Source organism: Pseudomonas lundensis (genome assembly GCF_015377145.2).
GTDB lineage: Bacteria > Pseudomonadota > Gammaproteobacteria > Pseudomonadales > Pseudomonadaceae > Aquipseudomonas > Aquipseudomonas lundensis.
The window spans coordinates 1,454,298-1,470,870 of sequence record NZ_CP062158.2 but is presented as its reverse complement, the minus strand read 5'-3'; the positions used below and the strand labels follow the sequence as shown (position 1 = coordinate 1,470,870).

At 58.8% G+C, this 16,573-nt stretch carries 17 protein-coding genes; 2 read left to right on the top strand and 15 right to left on the bottom strand.

Translation table 11 applies throughout. The features are described 5' to 3' along the window. Nucleotides 1-4 precede the first annotated feature (4 nt). The 3 genes from IF654_RS07170 to IF654_RS07160 all read right to left on the bottom strand — a co-directional run bounded on the left by IF654_RS07170 (nucleotide 5) and on the right by IF654_RS07160 (nucleotide 2,644). A complete protein-coding gene (locus IF654_RS07170; protein WP_047275546.1) occupies nucleotides 5-823 on the bottom strand; it encodes a substrate-binding periplasmic protein in 819 nt (272 codons plus the stop codon). A gap of 139 nt (nucleotides 824-962) precedes the next feature. After that, on the bottom strand, nucleotides 963-1,892 hold the full coding sequence (locus IF654_RS07165; RefSeq protein ID WP_070414826.1) for an electron transfer flavoprotein subunit alpha/FixB family protein: 930 nt from the start codon (nucleotides 1,890-1,892) through the stop codon (nucleotides 963-965). Between the two features lie 2 nt (nucleotides 1,893-1,894). Beyond that, nucleotides 1,895-2,644, bottom strand: a complete 750-nt coding sequence (locus IF654_RS07160) for an electron transfer flavoprotein subunit beta/FixA family protein (protein WP_083331112.1) — start codon at nucleotides 2,642-2,644, stop codon at nucleotides 1,895-1,897. 552 nt (nucleotides 2,645-3,196) lie between these two features. Between IF654_RS07160 and IF654_RS07155 the strand changes: the two genes are divergently transcribed. Beyond that, a complete protein-coding gene (locus tag IF654_RS07155; protein ID WP_047276211.1) occupies nucleotides 3,197-4,861 on the top strand; it encodes an electron transfer flavoprotein-ubiquinone oxidoreductase in 1,665 nt (554 codons plus the stop codon). 135 nt (nucleotides 4,862-4,996) lie between these two features. Here IF654_RS07155 and IF654_RS07150 read toward each other — a convergent pair whose 3' ends face one another. Continuing rightward, complete coding sequence (locus tag IF654_RS07150) at nucleotides 4,997-5,893, bottom strand: AraC family transcriptional regulator (protein WP_047276212.1); 897 nt, start codon at nucleotides 5,891-5,893, stop codon at nucleotides 4,997-4,999. A 181-nt stretch (nucleotides 5,894-6,074) separates the two neighbouring features. On the opposite strand from IF654_RS07150, the gene IF654_RS07145 reads away from it, so the two are divergent. Then, nucleotides 6,075-7,139, top strand: coding sequence for an NAD(P)-dependent alcohol dehydrogenase (locus IF654_RS07145; RefSeq protein WP_047276215.1), 1,065 nt, complete (start codon nucleotides 6,075-6,077; stop codon nucleotides 7,137-7,139). 4 nt (nucleotides 7,140-7,143) lie between these two features. Here the strand turns inward: IF654_RS07145 and IF654_RS07140 are convergent, their stop codons facing one another. From IF654_RS07140 to acpP, 11 genes are all read right to left on the bottom strand, one after another. Further along, nucleotides 7,144-7,713: a DUF1285 domain-containing protein gene (locus IF654_RS07140; RefSeq protein ID WP_047282845.1), complete on the bottom strand. Its 570-nt coding sequence runs from the start codon at nucleotides 7,711-7,713 to the stop codon at nucleotides 7,144-7,146. A 15-nt stretch (nucleotides 7,714-7,728) separates the two neighbouring features. Next, nucleotides 7,729-8,334: a DUF4823 domain-containing protein gene (locus IF654_RS07135; RefSeq protein ID WP_047276217.1), complete on the bottom strand. Its 606-nt coding sequence runs from the start codon at nucleotides 8,332-8,334 to the stop codon at nucleotides 7,729-7,731. A gap of 101 nt (nucleotides 8,335-8,435) precedes the next feature. Continuing rightward, entirely contained in the window at nucleotides 8,436-9,404 is a 969-nt protein-coding gene (locus IF654_RS07130) for a GTP 3',8-cyclase MoaA (protein WP_194862637.1), read from the bottom strand. A 123-nt stretch (nucleotides 9,405-9,527) separates the two neighbouring features. Then, nucleotides 9,528-10,169 (bottom strand): TetR/AcrR family transcriptional regulator, encoded by a 642-nt coding sequence (locus IF654_RS07125; protein ID WP_047276220.1) that lies wholly within the window; start codon nucleotides 10,167-10,169, stop codon nucleotides 9,528-9,530. Nucleotides 10,170-10,511: 342 nt separating this feature from the next. Continuing rightward, nucleotides 10,512-11,297 (bottom strand): TatD family hydrolase, encoded by a 786-nt coding sequence (locus IF654_RS07120; protein WP_047282846.1) that lies wholly within the window; start codon nucleotides 11,295-11,297, stop codon nucleotides 10,512-10,514. Between the two features lie 30 nt (nucleotides 11,298-11,327). Continuing rightward, entirely contained in the window at nucleotides 11,328-12,314 is a 987-nt protein-coding gene (locus tag IF654_RS07115) for a DNA polymerase III subunit delta' (RefSeq protein WP_047276224.1), read from the bottom strand. Beyond that, on the bottom strand, nucleotides 12,307-12,939 hold the full coding sequence (gene tmk, locus IF654_RS07110; protein WP_094988423.1) for a dTMP kinase: 633 nt from the start codon (nucleotides 12,937-12,939) through the stop codon (nucleotides 12,307-12,309). Before tmk ends, IF654_RS07115 begins: the two co-directional genes overlap by 8 nt. Nucleotides 12,940-12,961: 22 nt before the next feature. Then, the gene (mltG, locus tag IF654_RS07105) at nucleotides 12,962-14,071 is read right to left on the bottom strand and encodes an endolytic transglycosylase MltG (RefSeq protein ID WP_094988422.1); all 1,110 of its coding nucleotides are present in this window, start codon (nucleotides 14,069-14,071) and stop codon (nucleotides 12,962-12,964) included. 3 nt (nucleotides 14,072-14,074) lie between these two features. Further along, nucleotides 14,075-14,893, bottom strand: a complete 819-nt coding sequence (pabC, locus tag IF654_RS07100) for an aminodeoxychorismate lyase (protein ID WP_047280943.1) — start codon at nucleotides 14,891-14,893, stop codon at nucleotides 14,075-14,077. Next, nucleotides 14,893-16,137 (bottom strand): beta-ketoacyl-ACP synthase II, encoded by a 1,245-nt coding sequence (fabF, locus tag IF654_RS07095; RefSeq protein WP_047276233.1) that lies wholly within the window; start codon nucleotides 16,135-16,137, stop codon nucleotides 14,893-14,895. Before fabF ends, pabC begins: the two co-directional genes overlap by 1 nt. Nucleotides 16,138-16,248: 111 nt before the next feature. After that, nucleotides 16,249-16,485, bottom strand: a complete 237-nt coding sequence (gene acpP, locus IF654_RS07090) for an acyl carrier protein (protein ID WP_016973676.1) — start codon at nucleotides 16,483-16,485, stop codon at nucleotides 16,249-16,251. Nucleotides 16,486-16,573 lie beyond the last annotated feature (88 nt).

Here is a 16,573-nt window from a genome sequence, read left to right as displayed (position 1 = left end):
TTTCCTACTGTTTCGGAGCGTTGACCGGCTGTTGCAGCTGGTTTTTCCACCGCTCCAGGTTGCGTTGCAGCGCCGCCTCACTCAGGCCGGACGCCGGCAATTCTGTCATCTTTTTCGCGAGCTGTCCGCGTAACCACGGCTCATTGCAGGCCGAGTCATGGGAAATGGCCAGAAACAGCCCCGGCTGATCAATCGGCTGTACATGGGCACGCACATCCTCACTGATCCCGAGCGTCTGAGCAGTGGCCATTCCCGCATAGCGCCCGGCCAGCACGTATTCGACCTGCCCCAGCAGCAACTTCTGGAAGGCCTGGGTCAGGCCGGGTTGTCGCTCCAGCGTGAGCTGGTGGCGGGCAAATGCGTCGAAGGTTTCAGTCATACGGGCTTTTTCAGAAAGCGCACCGGTATGGCCATGCAGGTCATCCGGCGTTTCGTAGATAAGGGATGAGTCCGCGCGAGTCCAGACCAAATAGTCGTTGCGCACCAGCGGCGGGTGAATGTAATCCTGCGCAGTCAGCCCCGCCAGTGTCAGCGGTGCATCGACCAGCATGTCCATACGGCCCGTACGGACCTCGTTCTGCGCCTCGGACCGCTTACCGCCATAGAGCACCTCAACCTTGATGCCGAGGTCTTGCCCCACTTGTTGCAGCAGGTCGGCACTGGCTCCGATCAGATGCACAGGATCGGCCGGGTCGCGCCAGAGGTAAGGCGGCGCATCCGGGCTGCCCGTCACGATCAGGCGTTCGCATTTGCCTGCCGCCACCGACACGTGGGGCAGCAGCATCAGCCCCAGCAACCATCCGCTTAAATACCGCACATCCATCCCTCACACTCCGTTAAGCCCATTCCGACACACTAAAAAGCCCGATCATACAGACCATGAAGAATCAGCCAGAACACAACGTGCTCCGCCCTTCTCCACGGCCCGGATGATCGGGCTCTTTATAAGTGAAGCGACTGGATTAAACCAGCTTCTCCAGCTCAGGTACGGCTTCGAACAAGTCCGCCACCAGGCCGTAATCGGCTACCTGGAAGATCGGCGCTTCTTCGTCCTTGTTGATCGCGACGATCACTTTGGAGTCTTTCATGCCCGCCAAATGCTGAATCGCGCCGGAAATACCGACCGCAATGTACAGCTGCGGCGCAACGATTTTGCCGGTCTGGCCCACCTGCATGTCGTTCGGTACGAAACCGGCGTCAACCGCAGCACGGGACGCACCCACGGCAGCGCCCAGTTTGTCGGCCAGTGCGTACAGGTGTTTGAAGTTGTCGCCGTTCTGCATGCCGCGACCGCCGGATACGACGATTTTGGCTGCGGTCAGCTCAGGACGGTCCGATTTGGCCAGTTCTTCGTTCACGAACGAAGACGTGCCTGCATCGTGAACGGCCGCGACCGCTTCCACTGCCGCAGCACCACCTTGCGCCGCCACCGGGTCGAAACCGGTCGCACGCACGGTGATCACTTTGACCGGCGCTGTCGATTGCACGGTAGCAATGGCGTTACCGGCATAGATCGGACGCTTGAAGGTGTCAGCGCTTTCTACCGAAACGATCTCGGAGATCTGGTCAACGTCCAGCTGCGCAGCCACACGCGGCAGGATGTTTTTGCCGTTGGAGGTCGCCGCAGCCAGGATGTGGCTGTAGCTTTTGCCCAGTTCTGCAACCAGCGGGGCAACGTTTTCAGGCAACTGATGCGCATAAGCCGCGTTGTCGGCAGCCAGCACCTTGGCCACGCCCGAAACCTGTGCAGCGGCTTCAGCGATGGCGCCAATGCCCTGACCTGCGACCAGAACGTGGATGTCGCCACCGATTTTGGCAGCGGCGGCTACGGTGTTCAGCGTGGCCGGGGCCAGGGCTTTACCGTCGTGTTCTGCGATTACCAAGATAGTCATGTTTAGATTACCTTCGCTTCGTTTTTCAGTTTCTCGACCAGTTCAGCCACCGACTTGACCTTGATGCCTGCGCTGCGTGCCGCCGGCGCTTCGACTTTCAGGGTTTTGTTGGTCGATGCCGTGGAAACGCCCAACGCGTCAGGCGTCAGCACTTCAAGCGGCTTCTTCTTGGCTTTCATGATGTTTGGCAGGGACGCATAGCGCGGCTCGTTCAAACGCAGGTCAGTGGTGACGATGGCGGGCAGGTTCAGGGAAACCGTTTGCGCGCCGCCGTCGATTTCACGGGTCACCGCTACCTTGTCACCGGCCACTTCAACCTTGGAAGCGAAGGTGCCCTGGCCGTAACCGGTCAGCGCTGCCAGCATCTGGCCCGTCTGGTTGTTGTCGCTGTCGATGGCCTGTTTGCCCAGGATCACCAGTTGTGGCTGCTCCTTGTCCACCACAGCCTTGAGCAGCTTGGCCACAGCCAGCGAGGTCAGGTCTTCGGCGGATTCGACGAGGATGGCGCGATCTGCACCCAGTGCCAGCGCGGTACGCAGCTGTTCCTGAGCCGTGGTCGGGCCGATGGAGACGACGACGATCTCAGTTGCCACGCCTTTCTCTTTCAGGCGTACGGCTTCTTCCACAGCGATCTCGCAGAAGGGGTTCATCGACATCTTGACGTTGGCGAGGTCAACGCCGGAGTTGTCCGCCTTGACGCGAACTTTAACGTTGTAATCGACCACTCGTTTGACAGCTACAAGAACCTTCATGGATTCCTCGTTACTCTCCGGTGAAAAGAAAGTCGCCTAGGCGAACCTGGCGGTTGATGCTCATCAGCACAAGGGCACCTCCAAAGATCGTTGCCCTGCTTATATAAAGAAAGACGAGTGCCCAAAACTTCCCTTGCGACCGCTTATCGGATGTGACTGGTAAGTCATTCATCGCAATGACGTGTAAACTTCGCTCAAAAAATGGCAGGCCCCATCAGGCTCATGCCTGTGCCCTGTCTTTAGAGGTGCTCTTGAAACCGACAATCAGCCTACGGCGAGCGCAAAACCGCCCGTATCTTGACCGGAACGCCTTTTGCGGTCAATACAGCAAATCGGCCACTTTAGAGCCGCGCGTCATTGATTTGTCTGGGTTACAGCGATTTCAAACAAACGTTTGTATTGGACCCCGCGGGTGGTGTAGATATAATGCCGTCCCTTAGAGAGAGCGGTGCGTCATCCATTGCGTCTTCAGCCTGCGCCGAGGAAATAATGGATGAAACGCCAAACCTCCAATTAGAAAAATACCGTTGAGCCTTGAGTAGGAGATAGCCTGTGGAACGCGAATACATGGAATTCGACGTGGTCATCGTCGGCGCCGGCCCTGCCGGTTTGTCCGCCGCCTGCCGTTTGAAGCAGAAGGCCGCCGAAGCCGGTAACGAAATCAGCGTCTGCGTGGTGGAAAAAGGCTCTGAAGTCGGTGCACACATCCTGTCTGGCGCCGTGTTTGAACCCCGCGCCCTGAACGAATTGTTCCCGGACTGGAAAGAACTGGGCGCTCCGCTCAATACCCCGGTCACCCGTGACGACATCTATGTACTGCGCAGTGAGACGACCTCGACCAAGGTGCCGGATCTGTTTGTGCCCAAGACCATGCACAACGAAGGCAACTACATCATCTCGCTGGGCAATTTGTGCCGCTGGCTGGCGCAACAGGCCGAGAATCTGGGCGTCGAAATCTACCCGGGCTTTGCCGCTCAGGAAGTCCTGTTCGATGAAAACAACGTCGTGCGCGGGATCATTACCGGCGACCTCGGTGTTGACCGCGAAGGCAATCCGAAAGAAGGCCTGTACACCCCAGGCATGGAACTGCGCGGCAAATACACCCTGTTCGCTGAAGGCTGCCGCGGCCACCTCGGCAAGCAACTGATCGAACGCTTCAAACTGGACGCCGACGCGGACAGCCAGCATTACGGCATCGGCCTGAAAGAAATCTGGGAAATCGACCCGTCCAAGCATAAGCCCGGTCTTGTGGTTCACACCGCAGGCTGGCCACTGGACGTCATGAGCAGCGAAAACACCGGCGGCTCATTCCTGTATCACCTGGAAAACAACCAGGTGGTGGTCGGCCTGATTGTTGACCTGTCCTACAGCAACACCTTCCTCTCGCCGTTCGATGAGTTCCAGCGCCTCAAGCATCACCCGGTGCTCAAGCAGTACCTCGAAGGCGGCAAGCGCATCAGTTACGGTGCCCGCGCCATTTGCAAAGGCGGCCTGAACTCGCTGCCGAAAATGGTGTTCAACGGCGGCGCACTGATCGGCTGCGATCTGGGCACGCTGAACTTCTCCAAAATCAAGGGCAGCCACACGGCCATGAAGTCCGGCATGCTCGCCGCGGATGCCGTGGCGGATTCGCTGCTCGCCGGTTCTGAAGGCGGTGATGCGCTCAATACGTATGTTGAAGCGTTCAAAGGCAGCTGGTTGTTCGACGAACTGTTCGCCAGCCGTAACTTCGGCCCGGCGCTGCACAAGTTCGGGCCTATCCTGGGCGGCGGTTTCAACTGGATGGATCAGAACATCTTCGGCGGCAAACTGCCGTTCACGCTGCACGACAACAAACCAGACTACGCGTGCCTGAAGCTGGCCAAAGACTGCAAGCAGATCGACTACCCGAAACCTGACGGCAAGCTCAGCTTCGACAAGCTCAGTTCCGTGTTCCTCTCCAGCACCAACCATGAAGAAGAGCAGCCTTGCCACCTCAAGCTGCGCGACCCGAACATCCCGATCAACGTCAACCTGCCGTTGTACGACGAACCGGCGCAGCGCTACTGCCCGGCGGGCGTGTATGAAGTCATCACTCAGGAAAGTGGCGAGAAGCGTTTCCAGATCAACGCGCAAAACTGCGTTCACTGCAAAACGTGCGACATCAAAGACCCGTCGCAGAACATCACCTGGGTGACCCCGGAAGGCGCAGGCGGTCCGACCTACCCGAACATGTAAGCCTGAAGCGGCCTGCTAGCCGCTGACGAGACAATGACAAGGAACGAGCGGCCCCGGCATCCGGAGCCACTCGTGCCCTCGGCCAAAGCCTTGCGCTGCTCGTCAACGGCTACAGGCACACTCAAGCACTGCTGATTACGCCCCTCCTGCCCCTTCATGTCCGGGGCTGCGCTCGAAGTAGCGTTTGTACTCGCGACTGAACTGCGAAGTACTTTGATAGCCCACCCGCTCTGCCACCTGCGCAACACCCAACCCCTCATTCAACAGCAACTGCTGAGCCCGCAATAAACGCAAGCGCTTGAGGTACTGCACGGGCGACAACAGCGTGCTGCGTTTGAAGTGCTCATGAAAGGTCGACGCACTCATGTTCGCGCAACGCGCCAGCGTTTCGACATTCAATGGCTCGGCAAAGTGCGCGTGCAAATGGCTCAAAGACGCAGCCACCCGCGCAAACTGGCCTTGCTGCTCGACCAGCGCCCGCAACACCCCCGCCTGCGGACCTCGCAAGGCCGCAAACAGCACTTCGCGCAGCCGCGCCTTGCCCATGATCCGGCACTCCAAAGGGTCATGCAGACAGCGCAACAACCGCTCAACCGCCTGGCGCATTTCGTCATCCAGCACGGCAGAAGTCATGGACTCAGGGGTTTGAGCCACAGCGCTGCGATCAGGATCAAGCCCCATGGCCAGTACCAGCTCGCCGAGTACGGCGCGGTCGATGCTGATGGCCACGCCCAGCAGAGGGACTTGCTCCGAAGCAAAGGTCTCGCACTCGAACGGGACGGACAGCGCCTGCACCAGATAATGGCCCGCGCCATACTCCAGAGTCCGCTGTCCGAGGTAGGCCAACTTACTGCCCTGCGCGATGACCATTAGGCTAGGCTCATAAATCTGCGGCATGCGCGCCACCGCCCGACAAGCCGAAACCACGCGCACTTCGGGCAACAAGGTCGATACAAAACCGATTGACGAGGCCAGCGGCTGGATCAATGAAACCAGCGTGGCATTCTCGTCGCGATGGCGAGTCAAAAACATGCAGACAACTTCACAGGAGGAATAGACAGGCGCATCTTCGCAGAATTAACCGTTAAAACCAGATCCACCCCGACACGCCGGAGGAATAGGCATAACAGGCGGAGGAATCGTCATAGTCCTCAAAGACAGGCGAGCGCAAAATCACCTCCTTGTTTACAGTCAACGTTTCGCGAGGTTCTCCATGTCCAACGTCACCTACAACGCCATCGGCTACGCCGCTCAAACCGCCTCTGCGCCCCTGGCGCCGATGCAGTTCAACCGCCGCGCACCGCGCCCGGACGATGTCGCCATCGAGGTCATGTACTGCGGCGTGTGCCACTCCGATATTCACCAGGTGCACAACGATTGGGGCTTTGCCGTTTACCCGGTCATGCCGGGCCACGAAATCGTCGGCAAAGTGACCGCTGTTGGCAACGATGTGACCAAGTACAAGGTGGGCGATCTGGTCGGAGTGGGTTGCATGGTCGACTCCTGCCGCGAATGCTCCGCCTGCAAGGAAGACCTGGAGCAATACTGCCTGGAAGGTTTTACTCAAACATACGGCTCGCCGGACCGCATTGATGGCACCACCACCATGGGCGGCTACTCGGACAGCATCGTCGTACGCGAAGACTTCGTGGTGCGCATCCCGGAAAACCTAGACCCGGCCAGCGCTGCGCCACTGTTGTGTGCTGGCATCACCACCTACTCGCCGCTGCAACACTACGGGGTTGAACCGGGCGACAAGGTAGGCGTGCTGGGCATGGGCGGCCTGGGGCACATGGGCATCAAGTTCGCCAAGGCCATGGGCGCTGAAGTGACGCTGTTCACCCGCTCTGCCGCCAAGGCCGAAGAAGCCCGTCGCCAGGGCGCCGATCACGTGATCGTTTCCACCGATGCCGAGCAAATGAAAGCCGCTGCCGGGAGCTTCGATTTCTTGCTGGACACCATTCCGGTGCAACACGACCTCAACCCCTACCTCGAAACCCTGCGCTTTGACGGCGTGCACATTCTGGTGGGTCTGATCGAGCCTGTCGAACCTGCTGTGGATGCCTTCAATTTGGTGTTCAAGCGCCGCGTGCTGGCCGGCTCGCTGATTGGCGGGATCGCTGAAACGCAAGAGATGCTGGACTTCAGCGCCGCCAACGGCATCACCTGCGACATCGAAATGCTCGACATCAAAAACATCAATCAGGCATTTGAACGCGTGCAGAAAGGCGACGTGAAATACCGCTTCGTGATTGATATGAAAACGCTGAAAGCCTAAGGGCTTACGCACCCGGGTCCGGGGCGATGGGGAAAAACTCCCCGTCGCTCCAGACGCCGAGCCACAACTGGCCGTCAATCGGTAGCGACTGCGCCAGCTCAACTAACTGGTAGAACACATTGCGGTGGATCAGCGCGTCCAGGTTACGGCGCACCCGCAGATAGGGCGAAGGCTCCTGGGTCACCGGGTCGATCTCCACCCGCAACGGGTGTTCACGCCCCGCCTCAATCAGCTCGTCCACATTAGTGGTGAACCGCAACACCTGCTGCTCACCTTGCCCCTGCACATCCAGCGCCACCGCCACAAAGGGCGCGTCATCGACCTGTATGCCGACTTTTTCCACGGGTGTGATCAAAAAATAATCATCGCCATCACGACGAATGATGGTCGAGAACAATTTGACCATGGGTTTGCGGCCAATCGGCGTTCCCATGTAATACCAGGTGCCATCACGGGCAATGCGCATGTCGATATCACCGCAAAAGGCGGTGTCCCACAAGTGAACCGGCGGCAGCCCCTTGTCGGCTTTAGGGATTTGCGCCAACAGATTACTGACGTCTACCGGCTCGCTCATGGTCATTCCCTCGCTTTATTGGTCGCTCAAGCCTATCAAGCTGCGCGCGTACTTAGCCAGCGGCGGGCCAATCAGGTCGGCCGGTTTGTTGTCATGGAAGGTCAGTAAGCCACCACGGCTGCGGATGGTCGCCGTGTCGATCAGGTATTGGGTGCTGGTTTCGATCAACATCACTTGAATCACACCGCTGTCGATGCCCAAACGACTGATTTCTTCCTGATCCAGCCACTCATCACTGTTGCCAATGCGGTCGTCGGCTCGGGCAAAACGTGTGTACAGCAAGTAATGAGCGCCGTAACCCCGCGCCTCGGTCATTGCATCATCCAGCCCGACAGGCGCTTTGGCGCGACGAACCATCGGGAAGTATTCGACAAAGCCGTTGAACGCTTCTTCTGCGACCACATTGGGCCGCACATAAGGATCGCCAATCGGCTTGAAGGGGCCCTGGGCAATGTAAATAAAGGAGTCAGGCTGAATGCGCAGTGAATTGCTGCGACGCGTGTTGCTGTGGTCCAGCAGACCGGCATCACTCATTTGGTCACGCGCGCCTTCGCCCAGGTCGCTGACCTTCATGCACCCACCCAGCGCCAACAAAGCCAGCAAAACAAACAGACTACGCATCCTGATCTCCCGATGACCGGCGACAAAAAACCGGCGAATAGCCGCGTGATGCAGTTTGCGCGCCAGTTTAAGCCGCTGTTCGGATTTTGGGATCTCGCACGCTATCCGCCGATGATTTTCATCACGGTGGCGCCGCCCGAGAAGGCGACGTCCTGTTTATCGCCCAAGGCTTTCATTAGCAGCCCCTGCAACGCCGGAAGGGCTTCATGACGGGGTTTGTTGAGCAGGTCGCCGACATAATGGCGATTGCTTGACGATAAACAGCCGTGCAGCCAACCGGTAGAGGAGAGTCGCAAACGCGAACAGGTTCGGCAAAACGGTACGCTTTCGTTGGCAATAACCCCGAAATACCCACGCCCGGGGATGTGGTAGCGCACAGCAGTGGCATCCACCGGCGCATCGGCCTGCAAATACTCGTGACGCTCACCGATCAACGCGAGCAGTTGTTGCAGGCTGACGAATTGTTGCAGAAACCCGTTCCCGTCACTGGCCAGATGCCCCATGCGCATGAGTTCGATAAAGCGCAGCTCGTACCCTCGCGCCAGACAGTATTCGAGCAGTGGTATGACCTGATCGAGGTTCTGACCACGCAACGGCACCATATTGACCTTGATTTTCATGCCGGCATCGCTGGCCTGACGCAACCCGTCGAGCACCGTCGCCAGGTCGCCGCCGCGAGCAATCGTGCGAAAGGCGTCGGGGTTCAGCGTATCCAGGGAGACATTCAGGCGACGGATGCCCGCCTCTCTCAATAACGGCAATTTGCGCGCGAGCAGTTGGCCATTGGTGGTCAGGCTGATCTCACTCAGGCCCAACTGCCCGACTTCGCGCATAAAGGTCTCAAGCTTGGGGCTTACCAGCGGCTCGCCCCCGGTAATGCGCAAACGCTCAATCCCCGCGGCTTCTATCAAGTAGGCCACTCCACGCGCCATGGCTTGGGCCGACAACTCGTCCTGCGCCGCCACCAGCCTCTTGCCGTTGGGCACGCAATAGGTGCAGGCATAGTTGCAAGCTGACGTCAGACTGATACGCAAATTGCGAAATTGTCTGCCCTGGCGGTCAACGATCATGGATGACTCCGGCACGCGAAAAAGGGGGTGCGCCAAAACCTGACTCAAGTATCAGATTTTGGCAAGACCCACGCCTGAGTATAGGCAGCACGCCAAGGTGCCATGCAGGCCCAGGCAGCGGGATTATTCCACCGCCGGGCTGTCTGAATCGCGCTTGCGCTTGTTGCCCATGCGCACACCGATGTCCATCAGGAACTGGAAAAAACCTTCCTGGTCTTCCAGCACATTGCTCCAGAACGGCGAGTGATACAGCGCCACGGCGCCGTGTACCAACGCCCAGGCGGCGCAATAGTGGAAGTAAGGCGGCACATCTTCCAGCTTGCCTTCGCTGATACGGCCCTTGATCAGCAGGGTCAGGCGCTCAAAATTCGACGCGCGAATTTTGTGTAACTCCTCCACCAGCTCAGGCACCTGATTGCCTTTGACGACCTTTTCTTCAAGCCGGTCAAACAGCCGATAACGCTGAGGATCGCGCATGCGGAATTCAAAGTAGGCACGCGACAGCGCTTCCTTATCCTTGTCCACATCAGCGGAATGCAGCAGCTCGTTCAAATCGCGCTCGTAATCGAGCATCAGGCGCAGGTAGATCTCGGCCTTGGATTTGAAGTGCTTGTAAATGGTGCCTTTGCCGATACCGACGGCATCCGCAATCATCTCGACGGTGACGCTGTCTTCACCCTGTTCGAGGAACAGCTTGAGCGCGGTATCGAGAATTTCTTGCTCACGGCGACGAAACTCACGGACCTTACGGGGTTCTTTGTGCATAAGAAAAGGTCTGTAGGGGTCAAAATCGAAGCCCGGTATTATGCCTAAGTCACGCTAAATTGCACGGATCATCCTGCAAATCGATGGGTGCAGGTAAATTGTGCGGCAGCTAATGCGTACTCAACCGAATCACGGGTATTCCAAATCTGTTTAAAAAATGTACAGCCAGGACTGGACTCCCGTTAAAGCTGACCAATACTAAAGGAGTCGGCGGTACATCCCCCCAAGTGCTTCGCCGATAAAGGCCGCCAGGGACTGTGTGCCTTTGTTTTACTCCTAATGGTCTTAACCCGGATTCCCCCAGAGCCCGGGTTTTTTTTGCCTGTGTGCCGCACGCTCCGATCAGCGTTGGACCCGCGCCAACGGGAACAGGCGCTGGAAGTTTTCGGTGGTCTGCTCTGCAAAGCGTTCGTAGGACTCACCACGCAGCATGGCGAGGAACTCTGCCACTTCGCGCACGTATTGCGGAAGATTCGGCTTGCCACGGTAAGGAATGGGCGCGAGGTAAGGGGAATCAGTCTCCACCAGCAAGCGGTCGGCAGGCACCTGTCGCGCCACATCGCGCAGCGCATCGGCATTGCGGAAGGTCACGATGCCCGACAATGAAATGTAAAACCCCAGGTCCAGCGCAGCCTTGGCCATCTCCCAGTCTTCGGTAAAGCAATGCAGCACACCCGCCTGGGGCAAGGCCGCCTCACGCAGCAGCGCCAATGTATCGGCCCGGGCACCACGGGTATGAACGACCACAGGCTTGCCGGTCTTCTGCGCAGCCTCAAGGTGAACGCGAAATGACATTTGCTGCAATTGGGCCGCTTCAGGTTCGTAGTGATAATCCAGACCGGTTTCACCGATAGCCACGACGCGCGGATGGTTCAACTCGCTGAGCAACCAGTCCAGCGCCGGAGCCGCACCAGGCTGTACGTCCAGAGGATGGACGCCCACCGAGCAATCGACATCGTCGTAACGATCAGTCAGGGCTTTGACATCGGCCGCATTGTCGGCACTGACACCAATGCACAGAAAGTGCCCCACACCCCGTGCCCGCGCCGCTTGCAGCGCGGCATCCAGCGAGCCGTCGTGGGCGCTTAAATCGAGACGGTCGAGATGGCAATGGGAGTCGACGAGCATAGTAATCACCTGCGTGGAATTTGAATCAGATCAGCGCTGGCCGGGCAGGCTTGCCCATTGCACCAGTAACGCTTCGAGCAACAGCACACGATTGAGGTTGGCTTTGCCCAGCACTTTCTGACGCTGGGCAAGAATCCAGTCCTGAATGTTCAACACTTTTTCCTGCGGGGTTTTCTGTGCCAGGTATTGCAGCACTTTGCGCATGTCTTCCAGACCGAGGCCTGACTCATCCTGCGTCAATTGATAGCGCAGAATCAGGCTCGACCAGTCGCAGAACCAGTCAAACAGCAGCAACAAGGGAATCGCATTCCAGCTTTCCGCCAACTGAGTGGCCGACTGCTGATGCTTGAGCAGTTTTTTCACCCCCTCCACCACCGCTGCCCGCTGCTCGCGCACGCCTTGGGCCTGCAACTTGACCGCCGCCAAAGGCGAACCGGCCGCCAGGGTCAGCAACTCCACACGCTCCTGGGCACTGCAATCGGGCAAGGCCGTGGCCAACCAGTGCAGGCTCAGCGCCTCGCCCGGCAGTGGGCAGGCCTGCTGAACACAGCGGCTGCGGATGGTGGGCAGCAAACGGCTGGACTGGTGGCTGACCAACAGCAACACCGTATCGCCCGAGGGTTCTTCCAGACTTTTCAGCAAGGCATTGGCAGCATTGATGTTCATGGCCTCAACAGGCTCAACCAGCACCACCTTGCGCCCGCCCAACTGGGCCGTCTGCACGACAAAACTTACCAGCTCGCGCACTTGATCGACCTTGATCGCCTTGTCGGCTTCTTCGGGCTCAAGAATGTAGTTGTCGGGATGGCTGCCCGCGGCCAGCAATAAACAGGATTTGCACGTGCCGCACGCTTCAAGCCCTGCGGGCTGCTTGCACAACAGACTGGCCATCAGACGCTCGGCAAGGGCCCGTTTGCCGATCCCCGCTGGCCCGTGCAGCAAGTAAGCATGCGCATGCTGAGCACGCCCGGCCATTTGCTGCCATAAGTCGTCTTGCCACGGATACACCTCAGCCACGGTACATGCCCAGTAGTTGTGGCAGCAGGGTATCCAGTTGAAGCTGGACCTGCTCCAGGGTTTGAGCAGCGTCGATCAGCCGATAACGCTGTGGCGCGGCCTCGGCGCGTTGCAAATACGTGCTGCGAACGGCATCGAAGAAAGTACGGCCTTCCTGTTCAAAACGATCCAGACGCCCGCGCGCACTGGCGCGGGCCATGCCGACTTCGATCGGCAAGTCGAATACCAGCGTCAAATCCGGACGCAGATCGCCTTGCACAAACGCTTCAAGCGCTGCGATACGGGCGTGCGACAAACCGCGACCGCCGCCCTGATACGCATAGGTGGCGTCGGTAAACCGGTCGCACAACACCACCGCACCGCCGGCCAATGCCGGGCGGATGACCTCGGCCAAATGCTGGGCGCGTGCCGCGAACACCAGCAGCAGCTCGGTATCGGCGCACATGGCGTCTTCGCTCGGTGTGAGTAACAGCTCACGGATGCGCTCGGCCAAGGGAGTTCCACCCGGTTCGCGGGTCAGCACCACGTCAATGCCCGCCTCGCGCAAGCGTGCAGCCAGGTACTCGCGGTTGGTGCTCTTGCCCGCACCTTCGGGGCCTTCCAGGGTAATAAACAAGCCAGTCACAGGCTGCGGTCCTTCATCAGTGTCATTGCTCGCCTTTCGGCTCGGTTTCAGCGGGTGACGGCTCAACCGCAGGCTCGGCCGGCGGCGTCGCGTCAGACGCGGGCGCGGGGCTTGAACGGTAGTCGGCACGGCGCTTGATCTGAAACTCGCGAACGGCGTTGTTGTGCGCGTCCAGATCGTCTGAGAACGTATGGCTGCCATCGCCCTTGGCCACAAAATACAGGCTGCTGCCGCTGACCGGGTGCAACGCTGCGTGAATCGCCTCGCGCCCCACCATGGCAATCGGTGTCGGCGGCAGTCCGGGGATGGTGTAAGTGTTGTAGGGCGTCGGCTCGCGCAGGTGGGCGCGGGTCAACTTACCGTTGTACCGCTCCCCCAGACCATAAATGACGGTCGGATCGGTCTGCAAAGGCATGCCGATTTTCATGCGACGCACAAACACCCCTGCTATTTGCCCACGCTCGTGAGGCACACCGGTTTCTTTCTCGACCAGCGACGCCATGGTCAACGCCTGGTAGGGATCGGTATAAGGCACCGCCGGGTCGCGCTGCTCCCACTCTTCGGCCAGCACCTTGTGCAGGCGGTCGTAGGCTTTCTCAAGGAGTTGCGCGTCACTCATGCCGCGCACAAAACGGTAGGTGTCGGGGAAAAACCGCCCTTCAGGGAATTCACCCGGATGACCGAGTTTCGTCATCACTTCGCTGTCGCTCAGGCCGTCGAGTGTCTGTTCGATTTTTTCATGACGGGCCAGCGCACTGCGCACCTGGCGGAAATTCCAGCCTTCGACCAGCGTCAGGCTGTATTGCACCACTTCGCCACGCTGCCACAGGCCAATAAGGTCACTCGCCGTCATGCCGGGCGTCATCCGGTACTCGCCGCTGTGCAGCGGCTGCCCCGCCAGGTTGAAGCGCCAATACAGGCGCAGCCAAAATGCGTCGCTGAGTGTGTCGTCGGCCTCAAGGCGATTGAACGTCCCGGTCGGGGTTGCGCCAGCGGGCACATCAAGCAGTTGCTCTTGGGTCAGGTTCAGCGGTTGCTCAAGCGCAGCGTTGAGCTTCCAGGCACCAGCGCCCAGCATCAAGCCCGCCAGCACCAGACCTGTCTCCAGCAGCAGCAAGAATTTACGTTTCACGAATCAAACATCCAATAGGGTGCGGGCAATGCCTTGCAGTTTACGGGTGAGCGGCCCCACCGGCCAGCTCAGGTCGGCAAATGCGCGTACGGGCCAAACGCCATACACGCTGTTACAGACAAAGAGTTCATCGGCCTGTTGCAACTGCTCAAGGCTGATGTCGGTGATATGGCACGGGATCGCCAGGCGCGCGGCCTGCGCGAGTAACGCTGCGCGCATAACGCCGGCCACGCCGCTGCGTTGCAAATCGGGCGTCAGCAACCTCCCGTCCTGCACCAGAAAAAGGTTACTGAAAACCCCTTCAATGACCCGCCCGGAGGTATCGCGCATCAACCCTTCGGCGTAGGCCGGGTCTTGCCATTCGGAACGGGCCAGCACTTGCTCCAGTCGATTGAGGTGCTTGAGCCCCGCCAGCAACGGCTGTTCGGACAAGCGGGTGGCACAGTCAAACAGAACAACCCCGTCACGGGCATTGGCCTGTGGATAGGAAGCAGAGGGACTGGCTTGCAGAATTCTTCGAGGCTGGGCCCCGGGTGACGCGCCATACCCGCGCTGGCTGTCGCCGCGGGTCAGGATGAGCTTGAGAATGCCGTCGCCCATTTGCTGCGCGTAAGCCAGCAACTCACTGCGGATCAACACATGATCCGCAGCGATCGCCAACCGGGAGCACCCCAGGGCCAGGCGCTGCAGGTGCAGCTCCAGCAACAAAGGGTGCCCTGCCTTGACGGCAATGGTTTCAAACAACCCATCACCGTAGGCGAGCCCACGGTCCTTGAGCGACGACAAACCGTCAACTGGCAGACCGTCGACCCAACTGTGCATCACTCGGCGTACCGGCGGAAAACCAGTGAGCCGTTGGTGCCACCAAACCCGAAGGAGTTGGAGAGCACGACATCAATCGGCATTTCGCGCGGCGTATGCGGCACAAAATCCAGATCGCAGCCTTCATCGGGCTCGTCGAGGTTGATGGTCGGCGGGGCGATCTGACTGTTGATGGCCAGTACGCTGAAAATTGCCTCCACTGCGCCTGCTGCACCGAGCAAGTGACCGGTCATTGACTTGGTCGAGCTGACTGCCAACTGGTAGGCGTGGTCACCGAACACCGACTTGATCGCCGAGACTTCTGCCAGGTCACCGGCAGGCGTCGACGTGCCGTGTGCATTGATGTATTGCACTTGCTCAACGTTCACCTTCGCATCACGCAAAGCATTGGTGATGCAACGTGCCGCGCCTGCACCGTCTGCCGGTGGCGAGGTCATGTGATAAGCGTCGCCGCTCATCCCGAAACCGATCAGCTCGGCATAGATGGTCGCGCCGCGGGCCTTGGCGTGCTCAAGTTCCTCAAGCACCAATGCACCGGCACCGTCCGACAGCACAAAGCCGTCACGGCCTTTGTCCCACGGGCGACTGGCGCGTGTCGGGTCATCGTTGCGCGTCGACAGCGCACGTGACGCGCCAAAGCCGCCCATACCCAGACCGCACGCCGCCATTTCGGCACCGCCAGCAATCATGACATCGGCTTCGCCGTAGGCAATATTGCGCGCCGCCATGCCGATGCAGTGCGTACCTGTGGTACACGCGGTCGAGATGGCATAGTTAGGCCCCTGTGTCCCCAAATGGATAGACAGGAACCCGGAAATCATATTGATGATCGAACCCGGCACAAAAAACGGAGAAATCCGTCGCGGGCCTTGTTCGTGCAAGGTACGGCTGGTTTCTTCGATATTGGTCAAACCGCCAATACCCGACCCCATCGCCACACCGATGCGCTCACGATTGGCGTCAGTGACTTCAAGGCCGGCATTACGCACTGCCTGAAAACCAGCTGCCAAACCGTATTGAATAAACAGGTCAAGTTTTCGGGCTTCTTTGACGGAGAGGTAATCCTCGACGTTAAAGCCCTGTACCGAGCCGCCAAAACGGGTGGAATAGGCAGAAAGATCCGTGTGTTCGATCAGACCAATGCCACTGCGGCCTGCCAGAATGCCTTGCCAGGTGCTCGGAACATCCGCACCCAGTGGCGACAACATCCCCATACCGGTGACTACGACGCGTCTACGCGACACAGCACTCTCCTTTATTCTATTGACGACACTTTGCATCACGCCTAAAGAAAAAACCGCACGCCTGAGCGGCAGTGCGGTTTTTCCATGACAGCGTGCAACGATTACAAACTATTACGCCTGGTGGGCAGTAACGTAATCGATAGCAGCTTGTACAGTAGTGATCTTCTCAGCTTCTTCGTCAGGAATTTCGGTCTCGAATTCCTCTTCCAGAGCCATCACAAGCTCAACGGTGTCAAGGGAGTCGGCACCCAGGTCTTCAACGAAGGAAGCGCTGTTGGTCACTTCTTCTTCTTTAACGCCCAGTTGCTCGGCAACGATTTTCTTGACGCGTTCTTCGATGGTGCTCATACCTTGTTTTCACTCCTAATGGACAAATTCAGGCAGCTGGCCAGTGGGCAAGTGTATCTAAAGGCTTTTCAATTTTTCAACTGAAAGC

Excerpts from the sequence above, each read along its gene's own strand:
- pabC (WP_047280943.1), bottom strand. The coding sequence starts at position 14,893 with ATGCACAGTTGGGTCGACGGTCTGCCAGTTGACGGTTTGTCGTCGCTC.
- IF654_RS07170 (WP_047275546.1), bottom strand. The coding sequence starts at position 823 with ATGGATGTGCGGTATTTAAGCGGATGGTTGCTGGGGCTGATGCTGCTG.
- IF654_RS07150 (WP_047276212.1), bottom strand. The coding sequence starts at position 5,893 with ATGTTTTTGACTCGCCATCGCGACGAGAATGCCACGCTGGTTTCATTG.
- IF654_RS07145 (WP_047276215.1), top strand. The coding sequence starts at position 6,075 with ATGTCCAACGTCACCTACAACGCCATCGGCTACGCCGCTCAAACCGCC.
- IF654_RS07135 (WP_047276217.1), bottom strand. The coding sequence starts at position 8,334 with ATGCGTAGTCTGTTTGTTTTGCTGGCTTTGTTGGCGCTGGGTGGGTGC.
- IF654_RS07125 (WP_047276220.1), bottom strand. The coding sequence starts at position 10,169 with ATGCACAAAGAACCCCGTAAGGTCCGTGAGTTTCGTCGCCGTGAGCAA.
- IF654_RS07140 (WP_047282845.1), bottom strand. The coding sequence starts at position 7,713 with ATGAGCGAGCCGGTAGACGTCAGTAATCTGTTGGCGCAAATCCCTAAA.
- IF654_RS07160 (WP_083331112.1), bottom strand. The coding sequence starts at position 2,644 with ATGAAGGTTCTTGTAGCTGTCAAACGAGTGGTCGATTACAACGTTAAA.
- IF654_RS07120 (WP_047282846.1), bottom strand. The coding sequence starts at position 11,297 with ATGCTCGTCGACTCCCATTGCCATCTCGACCGTCTCGATTTAAGCGCC.
- IF654_RS07165 (WP_070414826.1), bottom strand. The coding sequence starts at position 1,892 with ATGACTATCTTGGTAATCGCAGAACACGACGGTAAAGCCCTGGCCCCG.
- IF654_RS07130 (WP_194862637.1), bottom strand. The coding sequence starts at position 9,404 with ATGATCGTTGACCGCCAGGGCAGACAATTTCGCAATTTGCGTATCAGT.
- acpP (WP_016973676.1), bottom strand. The coding sequence starts at position 16,485 with ATGAGCACCATCGAAGAACGCGTCAAGAAAATCGTTGCCGAGCAACTG.